General features: G+C 57.5%; 21 protein-coding genes and 1 tRNA gene. 8 read left to right on the top strand and 14 right to left on the bottom strand.

The window, feature by feature from the left end; translation table 11 throughout:
* Positions 1–7: 7 nt before the first annotated feature.
* The 3 genes from IE079_RS03625 to IE079_RS03615 are packed head-to-tail and all read right to left on the bottom strand — an operon-like array spanning position 8 to position 1315.
* Positions 8–514: an opioid growth factor receptor-related protein gene (locus IE079_RS03625; RefSeq protein ID WP_189573046.1), complete on the bottom strand. Its 507-nt coding sequence runs from the start codon at positions 512–514 to the stop codon at positions 8–10.
* Positions 515–516: 2 nt separating this feature from the next.
* The gene (locus tag IE079_RS03620) at positions 517–1032 is read right to left on the bottom strand and encodes a GNAT family N-acetyltransferase (RefSeq protein WP_189573043.1); all 516 of its coding nucleotides are present in this window, start codon (positions 1030–1032) and stop codon (positions 517–519) included.
* Positions 995–1315 (bottom strand): type II toxin-antitoxin system TacA family antitoxin, encoded by a 321-nt coding sequence (locus IE079_RS03615; RefSeq protein WP_189573040.1) that lies wholly within the window; start codon positions 1313–1315, stop codon positions 995–997. Before IE079_RS03615 ends, IE079_RS03620 begins: the two co-directional genes overlap by 38 nt.
* Positions 1316–1475: 160 nt before the next feature.
* Here IE079_RS03615 and IE079_RS03610 point away from each other — a divergent pair, with 160 nt between their 5' ends.
* Positions 1476–2372 (top strand): cation efflux transmembrane domain-containing protein, encoded by an 897-nt coding sequence (locus IE079_RS03610; protein WP_189573037.1) that lies wholly within the window; start codon positions 1476–1478, stop codon positions 2370–2372.
* Between the two features lie 45 nt (positions 2373–2417).
* Here the strand turns inward: IE079_RS03610 and IE079_RS03605 are convergent, their stop codons facing one another.
* The 6 genes from IE079_RS03605 to IE079_RS03585 form a co-directional block, all read right to left on the bottom strand.
* Positions 2418–3425, bottom strand: a complete 1008-nt coding sequence (locus IE079_RS03605; RefSeq protein ID WP_227712302.1) for an Acg family FMN-binding oxidoreductase — start codon at positions 3423–3425, stop codon at positions 2418–2420.
* 66 nt (positions 3426–3491) lie between these two features.
* Positions 3492–3848: a M23 family metallopeptidase gene (locus tag IE079_RS18760; protein WP_227712301.1), complete on the bottom strand. Its 357-nt coding sequence runs from the start codon at positions 3846–3848 to the stop codon at positions 3492–3494.
* Positions 3849–3866: 18 nt separating this feature from the next.
* Positions 3867–4445, bottom strand: coding sequence for a hypothetical protein (locus IE079_RS18755; protein ID WP_227712300.1), 579 nt, complete (start codon positions 4443–4445; stop codon positions 3867–3869).
* Between the two features lie 3 nt (positions 4446–4448).
* Entirely contained in the window at positions 4449–4661 is a 213-nt protein-coding gene (locus IE079_RS03595; RefSeq protein ID WP_189573034.1) for a hypothetical protein, read from the bottom strand.
* 210 nt (positions 4662–4871) lie between these two features.
* A complete protein-coding gene (locus tag IE079_RS03590) occupies positions 4872–6665 on the bottom strand; it encodes an AMP-binding protein (RefSeq protein ID WP_189573031.1) in 1794 nt (597 codons plus the stop codon).
* Between the two features lie 27 nt (positions 6666–6692).
* Positions 6693–7541: a crotonase/enoyl-CoA hydratase family protein gene (locus IE079_RS03585; RefSeq protein WP_189573027.1), complete on the bottom strand. Its 849-nt coding sequence runs from the start codon at positions 7539–7541 to the stop codon at positions 6693–6695.
* A 72-nt stretch (positions 7542–7613) separates the two neighbouring features.
* Here IE079_RS03585 and IE079_RS03580 point away from each other — a divergent pair, with 72 nt between their 5' ends.
* The 3 genes from IE079_RS03580 to IE079_RS03570 all read left to right on the top strand — a co-directional run bounded on the left by IE079_RS03580 (position 7614) and on the right by IE079_RS03570 (position 12061).
* Entirely contained in the window at positions 7614–8408 is a 795-nt protein-coding gene (locus tag IE079_RS03580) for a hypothetical protein (RefSeq protein ID WP_189573025.1), read from the top strand.
* A gap of 231 nt (positions 8409–8639) precedes the next feature.
* Positions 8640–10034, top strand: a complete 1395-nt coding sequence (locus IE079_RS03575; RefSeq protein ID WP_227712299.1) for an ATP-grasp domain-containing protein — start codon at positions 8640–8642, stop codon at positions 10032–10034.
* On the top strand, positions 10031–12061 hold the full coding sequence (locus tag IE079_RS03570) for a CocE/NonD family hydrolase (protein ID WP_189573022.1): 2031 nt from the start codon (positions 10031–10033) through the stop codon (positions 12059–12061). Before IE079_RS03575 ends, IE079_RS03570 begins: the two co-directional genes overlap by 4 nt.
* A 98-nt stretch (positions 12062–12159) precedes the next feature.
* On the opposite strand, the gene IE079_RS03565 is transcribed toward IE079_RS03570, so the two are convergent.
* Together IE079_RS03565 and IE079_RS03560 are read right to left on the bottom strand one after the other, a co-directional pair.
* Positions 12160–14808 carry an AAA family ATPase gene (locus IE079_RS03565; protein WP_189573019.1) on the bottom strand — a complete coding sequence of 883 codons (2649 nt, stop codon included), beginning with the start codon at positions 14806–14808 and terminating at the stop codon, positions 12160–12162.
* Positions 14805–15926, bottom strand: coding sequence for a metallophosphoesterase family protein (locus tag IE079_RS03560; protein ID WP_189573016.1), 1122 nt, complete (start codon positions 15924–15926; stop codon positions 14805–14807). The genes IE079_RS03565 and IE079_RS03560 overlap by 4 nt, the downstream gene beginning before the upstream one ends.
* Before the next feature lie 443 nt (positions 15927–16369).
* On the opposite strand from IE079_RS03560, the gene IE079_RS03555 reads away from it, so the two are divergent.
* The 3 genes from IE079_RS03555 (at position 16370) to IE079_RS03545 (ending at position 19348) form a co-directional block, all read left to right on the top strand.
* Positions 16370–16446 (top strand) — tRNA-Met (locus IE079_RS03555).
* A gap of 1056 nt (positions 16447–17502) precedes the next feature.
* Positions 17503–18783 (top strand): sulfite dehydrogenase, encoded by a 1281-nt coding sequence (gene soxC, locus IE079_RS03550; RefSeq protein ID WP_189573013.1) that lies wholly within the window; start codon positions 17503–17505, stop codon positions 18781–18783.
* Positions 18776–19348, top strand: coding sequence for a c-type cytochrome (locus tag IE079_RS03545; protein WP_227712298.1), 573 nt, complete (start codon positions 18776–18778; stop codon positions 19346–19348). Before soxC ends, IE079_RS03545 begins: the two co-directional genes overlap by 8 nt.
* A 329-nt stretch (positions 19349–19677) precedes the next feature.
* Here the strand turns inward: IE079_RS03545 and IE079_RS03540 are convergent, their stop codons facing one another.
* The 3 genes from IE079_RS03540 to IE079_RS18750 form a co-directional block, all read right to left on the bottom strand.
* Positions 19678–20343, bottom strand: coding sequence for an SOS response-associated peptidase (locus IE079_RS03540; protein WP_189573010.1), 666 nt, complete (start codon positions 20341–20343; stop codon positions 19678–19680).
* Between the two features lie 65 nt (positions 20344–20408).
* The gene (gene umuC / locus IE079_RS03535; RefSeq protein WP_189573008.1) at positions 20409–21683 is read right to left on the bottom strand and encodes a translesion error-prone DNA polymerase V subunit UmuC; all 1275 of its coding nucleotides are present in this window, start codon (positions 21681–21683) and stop codon (positions 20409–20411) included.
* 5 nt (positions 21684–21688) lie between these two features.
* A complete protein-coding gene (locus IE079_RS18750; RefSeq protein ID WP_227712297.1) occupies positions 21689–21919 on the bottom strand; it encodes an LPD1 domain-containing protein in 231 nt (76 codons plus the stop codon).
* A gap of 9 nt (positions 21920–21928) precedes the next feature.
* Here IE079_RS18750 and IE079_RS18745 point away from each other — a divergent pair, with 9 nt between their 5' ends.
* On the top strand, positions 21929–22108 hold the full coding sequence (locus IE079_RS18745; protein ID WP_227712296.1) for a hypothetical protein: 180 nt from the start codon (positions 21929–21931) through the stop codon (positions 22106–22108).
* Positions 22109–22478 lie beyond the last annotated feature (370 nt).

Here is a 22478-nt window from a genome sequence, read left to right as displayed (position 1 = left end):
TCGGTCCTCAGTCTGTCGCACGTAGCCAGTATTCCAGGGTTTCGTCCCGAACGTACCCGCGAGTCCTGGCGAGTCCGATGATTGCCGTCTTGAGGCCCTCAGCCAGGTCGTGCTGATGGCAGCAGTGCAGGCTCCGGATCATACGAGTCAGGCGCAAATGGTTGTGCCCACCTCTTTTCAACCAGATATGGTCCCGGGGATTGAGCTCGGGGCCCGCTTCTATAGTGGTTTCCTGTCGGACCAATCCGAGGAACCGCAGCATGCGATCCAGGGCGCGGCGCTGCTGTGCCTGCATCACCGGGTCATTGGCAAACCGCTCCCGCACTGTTTGGTCCAGCACCGGCGCAAACCCGTTGAACCGCCCCGCCTCGGGAATAGGGAACAGCCACTGGATGTAGTCGTGGGTATGCTCCAGCCAGAAGTCGTCCAGGGCCAGAATGTCCTCGATGGTGCGGCCCTTGTGATCGGTGCCGGTGCCGAGGGTAAACGCTATCAACGGATTCTGGTCAGGCATGGCTACAGGGTGGCCTGCGCTATCGCATTGCAGATATCAATTGGTAACCAGAGCTTGAGCCCGGTGTCGTCGATCACTTCAAAATCCTCACCGCCTTGGTCCAGGTAAAACGACTTTGCCTTTTGATCCTTGGCGTCTACCACAAGACCGACACCGCCGACCTGGTTGGATACTTCTGCCGCTTGCTTGATCGCAAAGGTCAGAAGGTGCTTGCCGTATCCCTGGCCCTTGTGCTGTTTCGAGACCCCCATTTTGGCAAGAAGCAAGGCGGGCACCGGGCTTTTCAGGTTCCTGCCGGGCCGGCACTCGTCCGGAATCTCGATGCTGGTATAAGTCAGGGTCACAAATCCAATGACTGTGTCGGGGTCCTGCGAGGCTTCCAGCACGTAGGTCCGGGTCATTCTTTTGTCGCTGGATGTTCTGGCGCTTCGGGCCAGAAACTGGTTCAGCGCCTGGTATCCGCAATCAAAGTTCTTCCGGTCATGCCTCTTCTGGATGACCACCAGTTTCAGTGTCATTCACGGCTTCCTTGTAGCTGGTCGCGTTACGCAGCAATTTGCTCGACGGCTTCCCTGGCTTCCGATCCAGAATATCCAGCATGCGGTTGCCTGTTTCGGCAGAAACCTGAATACGTGTGGCCCGGTCAACAACCTCCTCGGCTCTGGATCGGGCAGCGTCCACCAGGAACTGGCTGACACTCATGCCGGCCAGCTCAGCAGCCTGGGCAATAAATTGTTGGGTCTCCTGATCCACGCGGGCCACAACCCGGGTGTCTTTGGACCTTTCGGCAGCAACGGTCATTGCTTGCTCCTTCCGAGGATGACTGTCTCGCGGATAGTATAGGCGCTCAACATCAGGCCGTAAATGTGTATGCCATAATGGCACACATTTAATAGAATTGCTTGCCGAACGTTTCGTCGGCGATAACATACGCGCTATCACAGTCTTTTGAGGTTTATCCATGAGCAACGCCGGCAACGACCAACGCAACCGTGACACCCCCGGTACTGATGAGGCCTCCTCCCTGGAGACGTCCGGCCCGTCCGGCGAATGGGTCAGTGTCTACTCGGTGCCAAAGATGGACTGTCCCTCGGAGGAGCGGATGATCCGCATGGCACTGGGCGGGCTCGAAGGTATTCAGGGGCTCTCGTTCGACCTGTCTGGCCGCACTCTGGAGGTGCTTCATGATGGCGGGGCCGAGCCCATTACCGGCAAGCTGACACCATTGGGCCTGGGTGCCTCGCTCCGGGAAACCCGTCCGGCAGACCCGGAGACTGTGCGGGCTGCGGCTTCTTCCAGGGCCGGTGAAGCCGAAGAGTCCGGCACCTTGTGGATTCTGCTGGCCATCAACGGTCTGATGTTTGTGGTCGAGATGACCATGGGGCTGATTGCCCAGTCGACCGGCCTGATTGCCGACTCGCTGGATATGTTTGCCGATGCGGCGGTGTACGGCCTTGCCCTCTATGCCGTCGGCCACGGTGTAAAAATGCAGTTGCGGGCAGCCCGGGTAGCGGGCGTGCTTCAGCTGATTCTGGCACTGGGGGTGCTGGTGGAAGTGGGCCGGCGATTTGTGTTCGGCAGCGAGCCGGAATCGGTGATGATGATGGCCATCGCCACCCTGGCATTGATCGCCAATACCGCCTGTTTGCTGCTGATCTTCAAACACCGGGAAGGTGGCGCCCACATGAAGGCCAGCTGGATATTTTCCGCCAATGATGTGGTGATCAACCTGGGCGTCATTCTGGCCGGGGCACTGGTTGCCTGGACCGGCTCGAACTACCCGGACCTGGTGATCGGCACCGTCGTCGGGATCATTGTGCTCACCGGCGCCAGGCGGATTCTGGCACTCAAGGAGTGAGGCCGGTTTGACGCCAGGCCCGTCGACCTTCTGGCGGATTGCTTTTCAGGCAATGACCTGCTCCACCGGTCGGCGCAGTGATCGTGGTGCATCAGGCCCACGGCCGATTCTTACCACAAGATCTGGCCGTTGGTTTCCGGCCCCGAGAAAACGGGCAAATTCCGCCCGCAATGGAGTCACCTCAACCGGCTGGTTAATGAAGGCTGTCTTCAGCTCCAGCGCCGTTGCCTGCAAAGCGAGCCGCTCATAGCACCGGCCGGCCTCAATCCAGTGAGGTTTGTCGTCCGTTTCAGACACCAGTACGGCAATGGCAGATGAGCTCCGGATGAGCCTGAGGTCTTTCTGGTTCTGCTTCTTCGCCGAGAACCCGAAGTGCATCGCCAATAGGCCAAGCCATCGGGGTACGGCCGGGTTGCCCATCAGCGGCCCATACAAACCATCACTTTTGGCCACTGCCTCACGCCCATTGAAGCGAACCCAGGATTTCAGCTCACGGATCCATGCAGCGTCGCCAATTTGGGCGCTGTTGCCCTCTGCCACATATCGGGCAATCTGCTCTTTTTCATCATCAGTCGTGAACAACAGGATGGAAACCCCATCGCCCTGCCCGGCCTTTTCTAACAACTGCAGCTGGTCAGCAGTCAGCTCTGATCCATCGTATTCGACCCGGCTACACTGTCTTTCAGGAATGGCCTCGAACAAAGGCGACCGATAAGGGGGTGCTTCCTGCAGATCAATCTGCACACCCGAGGTCTCTGGGTCATAGCAGAGGCGGCCCTTCAACCCCGCCGCTTCCGCCGCCAGCAGAAGATTCTCGGCGGCACAGCCGAGGCTCGCATACAGGTGGTGGTCGTCAGGATCGACCGCCGGGCAACGCCGTGAAAGATCCGGAAGAATTCTGATCCGGTTTTCTTCCAGCTTGAATAGCCAGGGCTGTGTATTGTGACTGGATGCCGCCAGCGTCGCATAATGCACGAGCACGGAATAATCGTGCGCTGCGTTATCCAGCGACAGGTGACGCCACGTATTCATTGCCTGCTCTGAGTAGTTCATCTCGCCCTCACATAATAATCCGGTTATTCAATGCTTCACGGGGGGACAGACTGTTGCTGGCTTAGTTTATTTTATGTGAATCCTGTCGTTTCTCACAGGAAAAACCCCGTTGATCGTCAGCGCCAGCGGCTCACCTCCGAGGGGCGCGGCTTCCGGAAGCCCCCGCTGGGCATGAACGTGAAGGTGGGGTTCCGAGCTGTTCCCGGAGTTGCCCATCTCGCCCAATGGCTGGCCGGACTCAACTTTGTCTCCGGTTTGTACGCGGATACTGCCCTGCTTCAGGTGAGCCAGGATCACAAAGAAGCGCTCACAGTCCACGGCCAGATAGTTCCCGGCCCTGTTGCCCGGGTCCATCACCGGGACCGGCATGTCGGGCAGGCCGTCCACCACTTTGGCAATGGTACCGTCGCAAGGTGCCAACACCGGGGTTCCAAAGGTTGCTTAGCGGGCCGGGTCGGAAGGCTCCCACCCGCTCTTGTGCAGGCCAGCGGACGATATGCGGAAAATATCCAGGGCCCGGCTCTGCCCCCGCCAGGGCCTGAAACGTTCGACAGCCGGGCCCAGGGTTTTCAGGTGTACATTCACCATGTCGGTGGAGCCACCATGGGCAACAAGGTAGGTACCCGGTCCGAAAGGTGGGTCAATGTCGACCGTTTCCACCGGCGGCAAGGCTCTGCCCTGATAGGCCAGAGAAGCCATGTACACACCAATGCAACCCAGCCCGAACGCCATCAGGATAAGTATTGTGGCCCCACCGCCTGCGCGCCAGAAGCCGCTCCCGGAGAAACGCCCCCGGAACAGATGCCACGCCACGATCAGCACGAACACGCTGTAATACAGGTAGGGCACCCAGAAAGGAGGCATGGTCCACAAAGCCGCCTGCCCGATACCCAGCAGCACAGCGCCGACAGAAAGTACCTGCAACCCCAGCGCCAGCAACCCGACCGCTGGAAACCACGCCAGCCAGATCAGCAGGAGGACCGGCAGAACAATCTGGGTAATCAGAACCATCAAGGGCATGAGTCAGGTATCCACAGTTTCGAGAAGGTTTACACCATTCTTGGCCAGCCAGTTCTGATGAACGTCAAAAAAGCTCATGCTATCTTCGAATGGAATAACCTCAAGGCCCCAGTTATGGGCACCCATGGCGACGCCGCCCTCCTCGGGCCAGGCTTTACCGGACCGTTCATTATCTTCACCCACCATAATGAGCGAGCCGGTGTGGAAAAGCACCACGTCGTCTTCCTGAATCTCGACACCCTGTGCCTCGGCAACTGCCGTGATCTCGTCGCTGTTTCAGGCACGTCAACACGATCATTCTCTTCGCCAGATTCTACCAGCGAGTAACACCAGGCCACCCTGTTCTGGTCGGGAGCGCATGATGGCTCCCGGCCGTGCGCGAGGCTCTGAACAATTCCTTAAGTTACAACGTGTACCAGGTGGCAGTTACGTCACCAACCGCCCCGTCAAACCAAGAGCCTGAAGTGCGCCCAAAAGATCTTCCGACTGCTCTTGGCTCAGTGATTGTTCCGGTCGTATCTCGATCTCTTTTGCCTGGGGATCTCTGGCAACGACCTCACCTTTAATTCCCTTCTGTTCCAGAATCTCCAGTGCTGCTCTTTCCGCCGCCAGCTGACGAAGTCGATATCGCGCGATCTTGCCAACCGGGGTATAGGGGAATTCGTCCAGGGGAAGGACAAGCTTCGGGCGGGCAGGCGGCTCATTGATCTGCCTCGCGATAAACGCCTCAAGCTCTGCGTCAGTTACCGACTCACCTTCGTGATATCGCACATACAGGACCGGAAGCTCCCCAGCATAGGCATCAGGCATGGCAATCGCGGCTGTCTCGGCAACGGCCGGATGGCTCATGGCGACTTCCTCGATGACTAACGGGTCAATGTTATGGCCACTACGAATGATAATTTCCTTCGAGCGGCCTGTGAGCCGGATGTCACCGGTCTCCTCTACTACTGCAAGATCGCCGGAGCTTATCCAGCCATCCAGATCCTCTTTGTGATACCCGTTTTCTGTCAGATAGCCTGCAAAAACCTGTGGACCTCTGACATAGAGCTCACCGGAGGCACCGGGTTCAAGCGGAGCCCCGGGTTTGCCCAGTGAAATTTCCGCAAGTGGTACCGGTTTACCCGCACAGGGAGAGCGAAACACGCCGTCGATAAACTGATTGCAGGCGATACCTGCCGTTTCTGTCATGCCATAAAGCTGATAAACCGGGCAGCCGGTGGCTTTTTCAACACGTTTGGCCAGATCCAGTGGCAGCGGTGACCCGCCGGTCACAGAAGCGCGAAGCGTGGGAACACTCAGATCGTTTCGTGGGACATCGCTGATCGCAGACAACATGGTGGGCACACCACCAATAATCGTACCTTCAACCTGGTTAAGAACAGGCCAGAAGTTCTTGATGACCTCAGGGTTTCGCAGGCCCAACGCGGTCGGGAAAACAATCGTTGCCTCGGCAGCAATAGAAGCCAAAAGCACATCAACCAGACCGCCAACGTGGAATAGCGGCAGGCCACTAACGATCCGGTCATCGAAGCTGTAGCCAAAACCTGCCGCTGCCATCAGACCGCCTGCGGCCAGATTTCTTTGAGTAAGGCCGGCCAGTTTGGGCTCGCTCGTGGTGCCTCCAGTGTGAATAAGTGCAGCCACTCTGTCCGTATCCTGATCGGCCCCTGAGCTGGCCAGGTCACCCTGAGACAGAAAGTCTGCCCAGCTCACACTATCTGGCGATACCTCTCCTGCCAACGGGAGTTCCACCAGCTTGATGTCGCCGGTAGCCTTCACCGCCTTGCCAACGCGATCCCGCACGTCCAGGGCAGGATGGGCGCCCATGGTAATAACCAACCGTGTCCTGGCCAGACGGAATTGCGAAGCCAACGCTTCCGCCGACAACAAAAGGTTTACCGGAAATGCCACCGCAGCGCTGGATGCTGCAATCAGGGCAGAAATGGCCTGAGGCAATAGCGGCAGGAACACCGCAACGCTCTCGTCCGGCTTGATATCACTGGACTGAATCGCTGCCATCACCTTTTCCGTTTCTGCCAGCAACTGGCTGTATGTCACCGACAGAGGCTCAGCACCATCGGCAGATGGCAGGTAGACCACGGCCGACTTATCAGGATGACGACTGGCTGCGCGCCGAAGCAATTGCAGAGGGGTGGGGTTTTCGTTCAAAAGCTCACGGACATGTTCGTTATTGTTTTCAATTGCAGGTTTCATCATTGCTCTCCTTGTTAACGGCTTTTGTAGTTATCTGGAGACATCGGGCGCAATGGGATCGCCCGAATCACGCTCTTGCACGGCCTGTTTGAAGCCAACTTCCTCCGCCCTTTCCTTGAACCAGACGCCTTCAGGAGAATGCCGCGCAACACCATCGAACAGGGATGCAAACATCTGAGTGGTCTTCAGCCCCATGTTGTCGAACGCGGAGTTGATCATCAGCTTGCTCATCATCAACTGGTTTCTGGGCACACCCTTGATGCGATCCGCCAGCTGATCCACGATTTCATCCAACTGATCCGCAGGAACCGAATCGAGAACAAGCCCCATGTCTTTGGCGGTTTGGCCATTGATCAGGTCACCTGTGAACAGCATCCGTTTCGCTTTCTCCGCGCCCAGGCGGAAGACCCACATGGCAGGTGTCGGGATACCCCATACCCGTGCAGGTGGATACCCGATCTTGCCTTCATCGGTCATGACCACCAGATCACAGCACAGCGCGATATCGCTGCCGCCAGCCACGGCATATCCGTTCACCTTGGCAATGGTGGGCTTGTTGGAGCGCCAAAGAGACATGAATTTCTCGGTATTACCGTACATTAGGTCGAAATCGACCATCGGGTCCCAGGGCATCTCCTGCTGCCCCTCATTGGCACCCGGCGTTTGCGCGTAATGCTTCAGGTCGTAACCACTGCAGAAGGAGCGCCCTGCTCCGGTCAGAACAACCACGTGTACATTCTTGTCCCGGTTCGCCATATCGACAGCCTGTGCCAACTCCGACGGCATATTCGCGTCGATGGCGTTTAATGACTCCGGTCGATTCAGCATAATGGTGGCAACACGGTCAGCGACCGAGTAGGAAATACTTTCAAAAGCCATGCCTTGATCCTTTTGTTACGTTTTTGTTCATCTATTGCATTTAAGTGTAACTTTACCACCGTGAGTGTCAACTTGAAAAAACTCGATCTACCGGAAATGACTCCCAGGCTGGTCATCCTGGATGTACTGTCGGTTGCCGCCGATATTGCCCTTACGTCTCCCATGCTGGCCCGAAGCGGCGAAATCATGGGCTTCAAGTCGGGCTCCATGCGGGTTGCCACAAGCCGTCTGGCCACAGATGGGTTAATCGAAAGTCCACGAAGGGGTGAATGGCACTTGGCGAAGACAGGCACCTGGATCAATGAACAGTCCCGATGGACGCGTCTGGAAGAATTGGTCAAGTCGTGGCAGAAAGACTGGTGGGTGGCGTCAACGCAGTTGGTGTCCCGGTCCAATCGTTCGGATTGGCGCTCACACGAAAACGCGCTTTGGCATCGAGGCTTTGTAGAAGCGCGGAGAGATTATTTTGTGCGTCCGGCAAACCTTAATCTTTCTTTTCCGCAATTGCTCAACGAGTTGGGCGCGCTTGGCATGGCAAACGAATCACTGGTTTTCCATGCAACAGACCTCTCTGTCATGCCTGAGAAACAGCTCTGGGGAACGTCGATTCGCAATGATCTTTTCCAGGCTCTCGCACGCGAGATTGAAGTTCTAATAAGCTCGACACCAACCGATGGGAACACCGAACGGGAAGCCTGCCGCCACTTCCTTCGTGTTGGCCGAAAAGCAGTATGGGCGTTAAATACGGATCCGCTGCTACCCGAAGAGTGGGACGGCCCTGAGGACCGGCATTATTTGCTCAGCCTCATGCCGCGCTTTATTGCAAGCGGGAAGAAGCTTTGGTTTGAGCAACTAGGGGTGGCTTAAAATAAGGTCATTGATAGTGAGGCTCTCCTCACGATGACCGTTTCTGCTCCGTCTGCCATGTTGAATCCGGATCTTCCGCATACGGATCCGAGGATGCTGACGCCTCGATGGACTGTGCTGCTTTAGTGGCACAGTCCATTCCGGCTTTACCCTCTACCCGCCTTCTCGCGGTTGCCTCCCGCAAGAAGGCGGCCGGCCCACCAATGTCTGTGTGTGCTATGGTTACTGTTAGTGGTATCCGACGATGCAGCACGTGTTAGCGAGACCCTTCAACTGACCAGTAAGTCGCCGGACTCAATGATCCGGGTGGAGGAAATGGCAGTGTCGAAAAAGAACATATTTGTTTTGGCCATGGATGACTTTAACCAGGCCATGCTTGAGAGGCTTCGGGGCAGTGAGGAGATGGTCTTCCGTCCCGTACTTGATATGAAGACGGCTGTCGACACAACAGAATATGATATGGCAGAGCTTCTGGACCGTGCCCGGCAGACGCTGAAGAATTTTCCCGGGACGGTGGATGCCATCGTTGGATACTGGGACTTCCCCACTGCCAGCATGCTACCCGTCCTGCGGCGAGAGTGGAACCTGCGGGGCCCCTCCCTGGAAGCCACCTTGCGCTGCGAGCACAAGTACTGGGCGCGGGTGGAAGAAAGACGGGTGGCGCCACGGCAGACACCCAGTTTCGCGGGCGTGAACCCATTCGACGAGAGCGTGCTGGACAAGCCGCCACTACCTTACCCCTTCTGGATCAAACCTGTGCGGGCGCATTCCTCGCAATTGGGTTTTCATGTCGATAACCGGCAGGACTTTGAACATGCCATCAGGCAGACCCGTGATCGTATCCATGTGTTTGCCGAACCCTTCAACCATATCCTGGCAATGGCTGAGATTCCGGACGATATCGCGCCTGTCGACGGTTGGCACTGTATCGCCGAAGAAATCGTCTCTGCGGGAGTGCAGTGCACCCTGGAAGGTTATGTGCTCAATGGAGAGGTCACAATCTACGGGGTAGTGGACTCGCTGCGCGAGGGTGCGGTCGGTTCTTCCTTCTCTCGCTATCAGTATCCTTCCGGCATGCCGGCATCGATTCAGGACATCATGTTCGAAGATTGTCAACGCTTTATGGAGCAGACGGGCTTCGACAACTCGCCGTTCAATATCGAGTTTTTTTATAACGAGGAAGACGGCTCCGTGTGGATGCTGGAAGTGAATACCCGTTGCTCCAAATCGCATAGTCCGCTATTCGAAATGGTGGACGGAAGCTCCAACCTTCAGGCCATGGTGGACGTCGCGTTGGGGCGCGAGCCGAATTTTCCTCCGGAAGGCGGCAAGTACCAATATGCTGCCAAGATCATGCTGCGTGAACATCAGGACGGCGTGGTCGAGCGGGTGCCCGATGCGGATGAGGTTCGTGCCATTGAGAACGATATGCCGGGGTGCCAAATTCAGGTGGAGGCGGAACAGGGCAGCAGGCTCAGCGACATGCTCCACCAGGACAGCTACAGCTTCGAGTACGCCGTGCTGTTCGTGGGCGGCGACAGTGTGGAAGACATCGACCAAAAGGCAGACCAGATAAAGGCACGACTGGATTTCCGGTTTCGTCACGGCCACCAGGAGGACGGATGAGCTCACCCCAGGTAGCAAACGACCTGCCTTATAATGTTCGTGAGATGGAGCATGTACGCATCCCCATGCCTGATGGCGTGGAGCTTGCCGCCCGCATCTGGCTGCCTGAGGGGGCAGAGGATGCGCCGGTTCCGGCGATACTGGAATACATCCCCTATCGTCGCCGGGACATGACCCGTCCGCGAGACGCCGTGATGCACCCCTACTTTGCCGGCCACGGCTATGCGGCTGTGCGCGTGGATATGCGAGGCAGCGGCGACTCCGATGGTGCGCTGACGGATGAATATGTCCAGCTGGAGCTGGATGACGGCTGCGAAATCCTGCGCTGGCTGGCACAACAACCCTGGTGCAATGGCAATGCCGGGATGATAGGTATCTCCTGGGGGGGCTTCAATGGCCTGCAGATCGCCGCCATGCAGCCGCCGGAACTGAAGGCGGTAGTCTCCGTTTGCGCCACCGACGACCGTTACGCCGACGATGTGCATTACATGGGTGGCTGCCTGCTAGGGGATAATCTGTCCTGGGCCTCCACCATGTTCGCTTTCAACTCTCTGCCACCGGATCCCGAGATGGTCGGCGAGCAGTGGCGCGCCCTCTGGTTCGAGCGCCTGCGCGCCAATGAACCCTGGGTGGTCGAGTGGCTGCGTCATCCCCATCGCACCGACTACTGGAAGCATGGCTCCGTGTGCGAGGACTGGAACGATATCCAGTGCCCGGTGATGGCGGTGAGCGGCTGGGCGGACGGTTATTCCAATGCGGTTTTCCGCCTGATGGAAAACCTGAAGGTACCGCGCCAGGGCCTGATTGGCCCGTGGAGCCACATGTATCCCCATGAGGGCGTGCCCGGCCCCGCCATCGGATTCCTGCAGGAGGCGGTGCGCTGGTGGGACCACTGGCTCAAGGGCAAGGACAACGGTATGGACCGCGAGCCGGTGCTGCGCGCCTGGCTGCAAGACAGTCTTCCGCCCTTTACCCGTTATCAGGAAAGGCCGGGACGCTGGCTGGCGGAACCGGAGTGGCCCAGCCGCCATGTGGTCATGCAGACGCTACAACTGGACAGTGGCAACCGCCTGCTGCCAGAAGGTGAGGTAACGAACGATAAGCCGCGAACCGTACAATCGCCACTGAGCGTGGGGCTGTTCGCGGGCAAATGGTGTTCCTACGCGGCTACCCCGGACCTGCCCCATGATCAACGTGAAGAGGATGGCGGCGCCCTGATATTCGAATCCGAGCCGTTGGAGCAGCCGCTGGAACTGCTGGGTTCACCGGTATTGGAGGTGGAGCTGTCTTCGGACCGCCCCGTGGCCATGCTGGCCGCGCGGCTGTCAGACATGGCGCCCGATGACAAGACCACACGGGTGACCTATGGTGTCCTCAACCTCTGCCATCGGGACAGCCACGAGTCCCCGGAAGAGTTGGTTCCCGGCAAGCGTTACCGGATCCGGCTGACACTCAATGGCTGCGGTCAGCATTTTCCCGCGGGACACCGGCTTCGCCTGTCATTGTCTACCTCCTATTTCCCGCTCGCCTGGGCCGCTCCCGAACCGGCCAGGCTGACCATTTTCCCGTCGGGCAGCCGCTTCATCATTCCTGCCCATCAACCTCATGACCAGCCGCCGGAACCCGAGTTTGAAAAACCGGAGGGTGCCCCCCCGATCAGTCAGGTGGCGCTGGAAAGGGCGCACAACAACTGGTGGGTAAAACGCGACCTGGCCAACGACATATCAACGCTTGAGGTGGTCAATGATCCAGGCTGGACCCGTCTGACCGACGTGGACCTGGAAATAAAGCGCAGTACCCGTGAGTGGTACACCTACTGTAACGACGAGTTCAGCTCATTGCGTGGCGAAACCCTGTGCGAATGGGGTTTTCGTCGTGGCGACTGGCACGTGGAAACCGTCACCCGTACGGTGATGACCTGCGATGCCGAGCACTTCTACATCCATGCACAACTGGATGCCTGGGAGGGAGAGACGCGCGTGTTTTCAAGAAACTGGAATGAAACCATTCCACGGGACATGGTCTGACCCCGCCCTGTCCGCGAGCGCGCCGGTCTCACCGGGAACACCGTGTTATGCGCCGCCTGAAGGTTCATACCGTAAAGCGTAGCTACGCCGGCACCGGCTCATAACGCTGCAACGGCCTGAACCTTCAGGCTCTGTAGGTCGATGGGTGGAACACCAAGGTCATTCCAGTTCTGAGGATGGCAGGTAAACAACAGGATCTGGTGCCGACTGGCCGCGTCGAACAGGATGCGTTTCATATCCTCAAGCCGATCACTGTCACTGTGTACCAGCGTATCGTCCAGGATCACCAGAGTGGGTCTTCCCGCTTCCCGCAACAGATCCGCATAGGCGAGACGACTGATCAGCCCCATTTGCTCCCTGGCCCCGAAGCTCAATTCGACAATCTGACCCAGCTCAGTGCCCCGGCTGAACGTTCCGGGTTTCAGCTGCTCATCCACTTCAAGTGAGGCGTCGGGAAACAGTAACGATAAATAGTGATTGAGGTGTTTCTGCAGCGGTGCCTGTAGGCGGCGTGTCAGTGCCTGGCGCTTTTCCGTCAATAACGACAGCAACAGGTCCAGGGCGAGGGCCCGGCGATGCAGCTCCTGATAGCGGCGCTCGCATTGCTCCAGCTTTGCCCGCTGTTCATTCAGTTGTTCTTCCAGGCCTTCCGCACCCCAGGCTTCCAGCCTGACCCTGATATCCCTCAGCTCGCGCCCCCGGGTTTCCTGTGCCTGCCGAAGATGGCTGATGCTTTTCTGGTAGCGTTCGATATCCTGCCGGAGCATGTTCGGGCGGGCTTCCCGGATTTCCTGCTCACGGTTTCTGAGGCGGGTTTCCAGTTCCGTCTTCCGGGCTTCGTTGTCGGCCAGATCGTCGGCCAGCTGCCGGAGTTGTTGCTGGCGCTCCGGGCTTTGTTCTTCCTCGGCCAGGCGCTGCCACTCTGCGCTGGCACTGTCCCGTGCCTGTTTTCTGGTCAGCAAATCCGCCCGATGCTTTTGTTCCTCGGTTTCGGCCTTTTCAAGTCTGCCTGCTGCCCGGGTAAAGGCCGCTTCGGCCTCGGCCATGTCAGGCACTCCCTGGGACGTATCCGGTTCGGGTGTCGCCTGCAGCTGGGCTCTGGCCTTATCCAGTCCAACCTCGATGTCCTTCTGCTCGGACGCCAACGGATCGATACCGGCCGGCGCGACCGATTTGAACAACTCTTCGGCGTGCTGCAGCGTGCGCCGGGCCGTTTCATAAGCCGCCAGCCGGGTCTCCGCCTGCTCAACCGAATTCACACCCAGAGTCTTGATCTGTTCAGCCAGGGTCTGCTGCAACGCATTCAGTTTGCGACGGGTGCTGGCCAGTTCCTCGCCCCCGGGGGTGATGCCCAGAGTACCCACACCGGGAATGGCCAGGCTGGATTCCTCCAGCAGTTGCTTCTCTCCCTGCTCATCAATTGGTGCACCGTTCAGGGTGACCGATACACCCGGTTCCAGTTGCCAGCTCAGGCGGGTGGCAATGGTCTGTGAGCGTATGGTTTCTTCGTTCAGCTGCTGTTCGGTGCGTTTCAGCGTTTTTACTGCGCTGGCATCGATCTGATTCACCCGGGCTTCGGCCCTGGCCTCGTCAAGCTGTTTCTGGTGGTCACGAGCCTTGTCCAGGTTCTGGCACAGCGTCCGGTTCTGCTGCTCAAGGCGGCGAATGTCCTGTTCCAGTCTGGTGCGGGTTTCCAGCAGGCGGGCCATTTCAAGCTGCTTTTCAGCGGTCTCGTAGGCGGACGTTGCATCAGCCAGACCACTGGTAATGGCCGCAGTGCTTGCCTGCGTTTGCTCGAACTCACGCTGTGCCCTGTCAAGCTCGGCTTTTCGCCCCTCAAGCTGGCGGGTCAGGTTTTCAAGATGGTCCCTGTTCTGCTTCAGCAGATGTTGGTGCCGTAGCAATTGCTCGAGCGCAGCCTCGTCCTGCTTCTGATCCTGCTCCAGACGCTCTACCTGCTGGTATCGTTCTCTGGCCTGATCCAGTTGCCGTTGGGCGTCTTCCCAGGGGCGTTCTTCCTCGGCTTGCTCGTACTCCCGGGTCAGCTCCTGTAGTCGGTCAACCTGGTCCTGGTAATTGCGGATCCGCTCCTCGAGCGCTTCGATGTCCTGTTGATACTGATCACGATCTCTCTCCAGCTGCAGGTAATCACCACGGGGTTTGCCGGTTGAGGTGAGCAGGGTATCTCGTCGGGAACGCACGGATTCAATGAGTTCGTCGCCACCGGAGCTGGCCACTTCCCCCACCAGTGAATTAAGGGCGGACTTCAGATGGTCTCCGGCGTGCTCTACGGCCTGCTCGATATCCTGGCCGGTACCCTGCTCGACCCAGAGCAATCCCGGGATACCCCAGTGTTCCGCCTTGCTGACACCGCGTTTCGGGTACTGGTAGCCAAGCAGTTCTGCGAGCTTTTCTTCCGCCTCGTCTTCACTGTAACTGTCTGTACCAACTTTCAGGTTGCACCGTTTTCGTTTCAGGAAACTCTTGGTCAAGTGCCAGCTCTTCTCCTGATGCTCGAAGTCCAGCTCGATGGTGGGTGCTGCCGCTGAATCGCCCCAGGGGGCGAGGTCGTCTACCGTTGTTGAACGATAACGCTCGAAAAACGCGGCGCGAATGGCCCGTACCAGGGTGCTTTTGCCGGATTCATTGGGACCATGGATCAGGTTCAGACCCGGCTGCAGGCTGTCCAGAACCAGTGGCTTGCGGAACTGACGCACCTGCTCGATGCGCACACGTTGCAGCTTCATTGGTCGGCCTCCTGTTCTTTGTCCCGCAACAGCCCCGCGAGGATGGCCAGTGCCTCCCTGGCAACATCACTGTCATCGTCCTGCTGTTGGTTGCGCAAAGCTTCAACAACCTCTCCCACATAGCCATCGGCTTTCAGCTCGGCAATGTCATCTTCGGTGGGTTCGAGATGCAGTTCACTCCGGTCACACTGGGTGCTCCGGAATCTTGCTTCTGCCACTGACAGGGCCCGCAGCAGTTTTTCCTCGCCGGCAAGGGTAACCGACCCTTCCAGGCGCAGGTCGATAACCGACGATTCGGGCAGGGCCTGCAGCCGTTCCAACAGTTGAGCAAGGTCGGATTCGACAGCCAGCGTTTCACGCCACTGGTGCCACTGGTAACGACCGGTTCGGATCGGGGTTACTTCCGGCTTTTCACCCGACCCGGCGATATCCACCACCAGCGCCTGTCCGGCCTCGTTATTCCGGAACCGTTCCGGCTCCGGCGTCCCGGAGTACCAGGTACGCTCATCAATCCGCTTTGTGCCGTGCCAATCCCCCAGGGCGAGATAATCCAGCCGGGCAACCTCTGAACGTTCAGGGGCAATGGGATTCGTGGCATCGATATCTTCGGACAACAAGCCCTGCACGCCGCCATGGGCAAGGCCAACCCTGACCAGGCCTTCCGGGGTTTCCAGGGAGTTGAACGGCTCAGTCAGATCGCTATAGGTATGCCTCTGCGTCAGTGGAGCGCAAAGCACTGCCAGACCCGCCTGTTCCAGTTCGATCACGCCGGGTTCGAGGGCGAGGTGGACGTTCCCGGGCACGGCCTCCAGGCGCCGGGCTCTGGTCCAGACGCTTTCCACAAGTGCCGCATCATGGTTGCCGGAAAGCATGACCCAGGGGCCGGAGAAACCTCTGGTTGCGTTAAACACCCGGCGAATGGTGCGGTCGGATACGGTTTGAGCATCAAACACATCGCCGGCCACCAACACCGCGTCACACTCATATTCGTTCGCCAGCCCGGCGAGCTTCTCAATAGCCTGAAACCTCGCCTCAACCAGAGCGGCCGCATCCTCTGCCTCAAAGCGGCTGTATGACCGCCCCATTTGCCAGTCCGCCGTGTGCAGAAACCTCGGCATCTATTAACCCTCAACCAGTCAGAAATTCATCAGTTAGCGTGCCGGCGAACCCCGAATCCTTGTTTGCCGGGACCATAGCGCCCCAATACCACATCGTGTCGGACCTGCGGCGTCACATGGGAGTCCGCTGACATTATCAGACGACGATCAGAATGATACACCGGGTGGCAAACGATGGAGATATTGCCCCCCGGCGCCGGTGAAGAACAGCACCAAGGAACAGACCACTAATCCGGTTACGACAAAACCATAGTGAAGGTCGACCGACCCACTCCAGGCGTTTGAGGACCCGACTTTCGTTTTAACCTGATCTTTTTGAAAATACCCGTTGACAGTCCACCAACGAATCCTTAATATACGCACACGTTGAAGGGAGCAGCAAAGCAAAAACGCTTCCAAAACAGAAAGTTAACCAGAACTTTTTGTTGCAACGACAAGTTTGATGCGGGGTGGAGCAGTCTGGTAGCTCGTCGGGCTCATAACCCGAAGGTCGTTGGTTCGAATCCAGCCCCCGCTACCATATTAAAAAAAGCCAGCTGGAAAGCTGGCTTTTTTTGTGTGTGCAGGGGGCTATTTGTGTCAGCACCTTCTATCCGCACTGCGTGCGGCTATGTTGCTGCCGCAGGCGCTCAGCCGCCCCTGCTCCCCGCTACCATATAAAAGAAAGGCAGATCAGTAACTTACTGGTCTGCCTTTTTTCGTTTAGCTCTCCGGAATTTCCTCCGTGCCCTGAGCGTGCCCCACCCGTGCCATTTACGGCCAGGTCCTTGTTAGACTCCGATGGAATTTGACCGTAAGGCTTTTCAGGGCACGACGGAAATTTGCCAGTACCGTCACCCACGACCATTTTTGTAGCCAATACCGAAACAGATTTTCGACCAGTTGACGGATAGACGGATCCGTTCGCGGCGCGTCATTCCCCCCTTTCATCAACTGCCCGCCAGTCAGCCAGGCCACAAAAATCCAAGGGCCTCCAAGCCCAACCAGGCCATGGCCTTGACAAAATTAAGTGAGGCCCCTAACTGGGCCAGGATCACCCGCAACGCACCCAAGCCGCCAAGGAAACGGGCACCGCTACGCACTTGTGGGAACAACGGTCTTTCTTGCCCGTTGCTTACAAATCACCAGTCGGACCCCGCCTACCGACAACAAACAAGCCCCGGAAAAAATCCGAGGTAGAGGACTGAGATTAGCAGTTGGCTGAGCACCTGAGCCAAAACCTCGCCCGATCCCACATCCTCCCCGGCCAGGACTTGCAGAGCATCTTGCAATGTTTTATCTCGGTTGTTCGGCCACAGCCACAGTGAATGTCTCAGCCATAGGCTCGTTACTCGGTTCGAAGTCAGTCAAATTGTGAATCCGATGAAGATTCACATGGCTTTTCTACCAAGACAGTTTAAAAATAAAACTTTCCCGGTTTTCCTGATTTGACAGGACCTAAGGCTACTGCTAAGTGGTTAATAATTGTTCAATAAATATTCAAGGCCTGTCGACCAGATTGTCCTGGCAATTGATGAAGCATCCAGGCATCAGGTGCAGTGATAAAGTTGTAGTAACAATAACAAGGAATCGAATGATGGCTGACAATAACCGCACTGACGGGCAGATAGAGAGGCGACAATTTCTCAAACGCACCCTGGGGGCGGTCGGGGTAGCCAGTTTGCCTTTACCGATCAGCCAGGCATTGGCGGCCAGCAATGGCAGCGGAAACCTTGCACCTAATGTTCCGAAATGGACCCTGACACAAGGCGAGCCTATTCTGTCGCCGCCCTATGGTCACCCCTCCAGGTTTGAAGACGGCGTAGTCCGCACACCCACGGATCTGACACCCACCAAAACCTCGTCCTGGAGCTTTACTCCCTTACAGGATATGAATGGCACCATTACACCCAATGGCCTGGTCTTCGAACGTCATCACGGTGGAGTTCCGGATATTGATCCTGATCAGCACCAATTGATGCTGCACGGTATGGTCGAGAAGCCGATAATCTTCGATATGGCCGAGATAAAGCGCTTCCCCCAAGTATCAATGAAGCGCTTCCTGGAATGTTCGGGCAACACTCTGACCGAATGGAAACAGCCAACCGGCAAGACTGTTCAGGACACGCATGGTCTGCTCAGTTGCTGTGAATGGACAGGCGTACGCCTGTCTACCCTGCTGCGGGCAGCGGGCGTCAGGGATAAGGCCAAATGGATTCTGGCAGAGGGAGCCGATGCCGCCGCAATGACCCGCAGCATTCCTATGGAAAAGGCACTGGACGATGCGCTGGTGGTCTACGCCCAGAATGGAGAGGCTTTGCGGCCCGAGCAGGGCTACCCTTTGCGTCTCATCTTGCCAGGCTTTGAGGGCAACACCCAGATCAAGTGGCTGCGCCGGCTCGAAGTCAGTGACGCGCCCTATATGACCCGGGAAGAAACGTCCAAATACACCGACCTGATGCCAGATGGAAGCGCCCGTCAGTTTACCTACGTGATGGAAGCAAAGTCGGTAATCACCTTTCCGTCAGGGGGGCACACACTTCCGGAAAAGGGCTTTTACGAAATACGGGGGCTTGCGTGGTCTGGCCGCGGCAAGGTTACCCGGGTCGACGTCTCCGTCGACGGGGGCCGTAACTGGACACAGGCGAAGCTCGAAGGCCCGGTGGAGCCTAAGGCACTGACTGCATTCAGACTTCCATGGCGGTGGAAAGGTGGGAGCGCACTACTCCAGAGCCGTGCCATTGATGAAACCGGATACGTTCAGCCCACCCTTCAGGCGTTAATTGACGTGCGAGGGCTGAATTCGGTCTATCACCTGAATGCCATACAAACATGGGAAGTCAGCTCTGATGGAGGGGTCAGCAATGTTCATGTATAAAACCATCGCATCCATTATGTTTTTGTTCCTGGTTGGGACTGTCACGGTTATGGCTCAGGATGAAGATTACGGGTTGGGCCGGGAAGCCACCGATAAGGAAATCGCGGGCTGGAACATTGATGTGCCGCCCAGCGGTGAAGGTCTGCCCGATGGTTCCGGAAGCGTGCCTGAAGGTAAGGAGGTTTACCAGGCTCAATGCCAGAGCTGCCACGGCGCTGACGGTAAAAGTGGCCAGATGGACCGACTTGTAGGCGGTAAAGGTACGTTGGCAAGTGACTCTCCGGTCAAGACTGTGGGAAGTTACTGGCCTTATGCCACCACACTTTACGACTACGTCCACCGTGCCATGCCATTCCACTCACCACAAAGCCTCTCACCGGATCAAACCTATGCCGTCACCGCCTATGTTCTTCATCTCAACGGCATTGTGGACGAAGGCACAACCCTCGACGCCAACTCACTTCCAAAAATCAAAATGCCCAACCGGGATGGCTTCGTTCGACCAGACCCACGGCCGGATGTCGATGCCGAGGCGTGTATGAGTGACTGTAAAAGTGGGAAGTAAGAAACGAGGTGAACAGTAGGCCTATTACAGGGCACCACCTCAAATCTGAACGCTGTTAAAATGGTTACATGAAAATACCCGCCAGAAAGGCCGGTTCGCCTAGTCGTCGGAGATCGGACTATCGTTTTTTGGTGTTGATCAACGATCCCTATTGAAATGAAAAATCGAGCTGCCTGGCCCCTCCCGGAATGCAAGAGTATTGCCTGGCGGGCATTTTATTCTGCGGAGCTCGCGCGGAGGCCAGCCCCCCCCCGACGTGCACCTGTCATGGAACGCTTGAGAGTTGGGGTGACAGCGTCAGTTGGCAAGTAGGAGAGATAAACGCAGGGTCAGTCGGAATCCAGGACTTCGGCGTCTCCGACCAACGTCAAGTCCTTCGTGCCCCTGACCGGCTCACAAACCAACGGCGCCGGAATATGGGTTTTCATCAGATGCGCAAACGCATCCGTATGATGAAAATCCGGATCCAGCCACAGATCAAAATCGTCCGGTCGCAACATGAGCGGAAGGCTTTTCGAATGGATATGACTGAACCGGGGGTGTGGTGGCAGGGTGATCACAGTGAACGAACTGACCTGCTCCTCTCCGAAATGCCAGGACTGCCATAATCCCGCCAGCGCAGTGGCTTCGTTTTGAGGATGGATGTTGTAGACCTGTTTACCTTTCCATTCATGGAAAGCACTGACCGGGATGACACAGCGCTTACAGGGATAGACTTTCTTCCATAATGGGCTGGAGGAGAGTCGATCACTTTTGGCGTTGAAGGTGTGGAATTTGGGGTTCGGGCGGTAGCCATGGCCGTCAGGATGAGGCTCGATCAGCAGCGACCAGATGCCAGGTTCCAGGTAACGATCACCACCAGCCTCTACTACAAACTCCCCGGTCCCGCCGGGTGGAACATTCAATTGAGGGCGGGGCGCTGATCCGGGCATGCCCAGCTCAGCCATCAAATCCTGAATCTCTGGCGAGTCGGTTACGTTGTAACGGCCACACATAAAGCACCTCCCGGATTGAGACAGTCAGTATAGTTCAGTGGTCGCACTGTCCCTTGTGGATGCTCTCATGTCACCCGGGGCAGCTGCTTCCAATCGGTGGTGTACGCCGGCGACAAGTGTTCCCGACGCATGGCGTAGGCTGCCGGTCCGCTCTGGCGGGCAGTCCGGATTGAGGCCCGGGATTTGCGGTTGATGTCGTCCATCAACGACATGAGCCGAGTCGAGCGGTCATCACTGAACTGGTCTTTGGTAGAGGCTTCAAACAGGTCGGCCTGCAGACCGGTTTCGTCGGTCAGCTCACCCAGCATCACACCCGCTTTGGCGTAGTCGTAGCCAGAGCGATACATGGGCCGGAGCAGGTTCAGCGCCTGCCGGACTACCTCCCGGGAATCTTGTGTGGGTGTCACCAATCGCACTGAGCTGCTTCTGGAATACTGAGGGGCCGTCGCCTTGAACGGATTGGTACGGACAAAGACCATCAGCTCCCCGGCATACTGCCCTCCACCACGCAACTTTTCGGTCGCCCGGGTGGCGAAGTGGGCCACCGCCTCTTCCAGGCCCGCAAGCGCCTGTACGGGTTTGCCAAAGGAGCGGGAACACAGGATCTGCTTTTTGGGTGCAGGAGCGTCTTCCCAGGGAATGCATGGGATGCCGTTGAGCTCACGGGCGGTGCGCTCCAGAACCACCGAAAACCGTTCGCGCACGGTCGCCGAATCGGCATCGGCCAGCTGCAGTGCCGTGGTGATGCCCATCGCCTGCAATTTGCCAGCGATCTTGCGCCCTACCCCCCACACTTCGTCCACGGGCACTTTCGCCATCAGTCGCCTTTGCCGGGCGGTCTCGGTGAGGCCCACGACACCTCCGGTGGCCGGATACTTCTTGGCGGCATAGTTGGCAAGCTTTGCCAGTGTGCGTGTCGGTGCAAATCCCACACACACGGGCAGTCCGACGTTACGGGCGACGGTGTCTCTGACCTGACCGCCAAATGCCTCGAAACTCATCACCCTATTGATTCCGGTAACGTCCAGGAAGGCCTCATCGATGGAATAGACGTCCACCTGCGGTGCGAGGGTTTCCAGAGTGGTCATGACCCGACGACTGAGGTCGCCATACAGAGCATAGTTGGATGAGAAGGCCTGAATGCCGTAGCGGCGCATCTCCGCTTTAATGTGGTGTACCGGTACACCCATTTTGATATCCAGGGCCTTGGCCTCCCGGGAGCGGGCGACAACGCAGCCATCGTTATTGGACAGCACCACGACCGGCCTATCCCGCAGATCCGGCCGGAACAGTTTTTCGCAGGAAGCGTAGAAGTTGTTGCAGTCAACCAGTGCGAACATCGACCTCACCCGGCCCTGGCCTGTTCCCGATAGAGTGCTGCCCCCAGTGCAGCGAAGTACGCCGTAAAAGCCTGCCGGATATGCTGTCGGTGTTCTCCCTGAGGATATAACCCGGCCCGCGCTTCATCCGAAGATCGGGTTCCTCGCACCAGAAAGCTGTTGGCCGGCTGAGAGTCTTCCACAAACGCCTCAAAGGCACGGGCACAGACCTCTTCCGGGCGGGCGTAATAAAGCACACCCAAACCATGATCGGCTTTCTGGGAACAACGGAACAGCTCACTGGGCGCCGCACCATCGTCACTCAGCAGGATGGTTCGGAAGCAGTAATGCAACTTCTGATTAAGGGGATGATGCCGGGCGTTGGCACTATTCAACCACGCGCTGGTTTCTCGATCATGGCGATCCTCAATCAGGTCTTTCAGTAAACGGGCCAGTCGATCTCGCTTTCAGATGATCAGCGCATCGCTCTTCCGAAGTTTACGAAGACACTGCGACAACTCAGGTCGCTCTCAGAGCTTGCCAGTAAAATTCTCCTGGCAGATTTGATCACACACTGCTTCTTCAAGAGTATCGACCTGAAATTCAGGATTCTGATCCTGGGTGCTGACTGGCGCATGAGGCCCGATCAAGCAGGATAGAAAACGACCGTTTTATGGCACATGCATAGCTAGACAAAGGATGTGACCTCAGCCCGGATTTCTCATAGGCCGCCAACAAGTCTCGCAGACGGGTCGACCTATCGCCATACCGGTTCAGGTCAGGGTCTAACCGCTTAATATTTAATCAGTAGCGGTC

The organism is Marinobacter zhanjiangensis (genome assembly GCF_014651935.1).
Classification (GTDB): Bacteria; Pseudomonadota; Gammaproteobacteria; order Pseudomonadales; family Oleiphilaceae; genus Marinobacter; species Marinobacter zhanjiangensis.
Note: the sequence above shows the minus strand (reverse complement) of the source record. Positions and strands in the feature narration are given on the sequence as shown.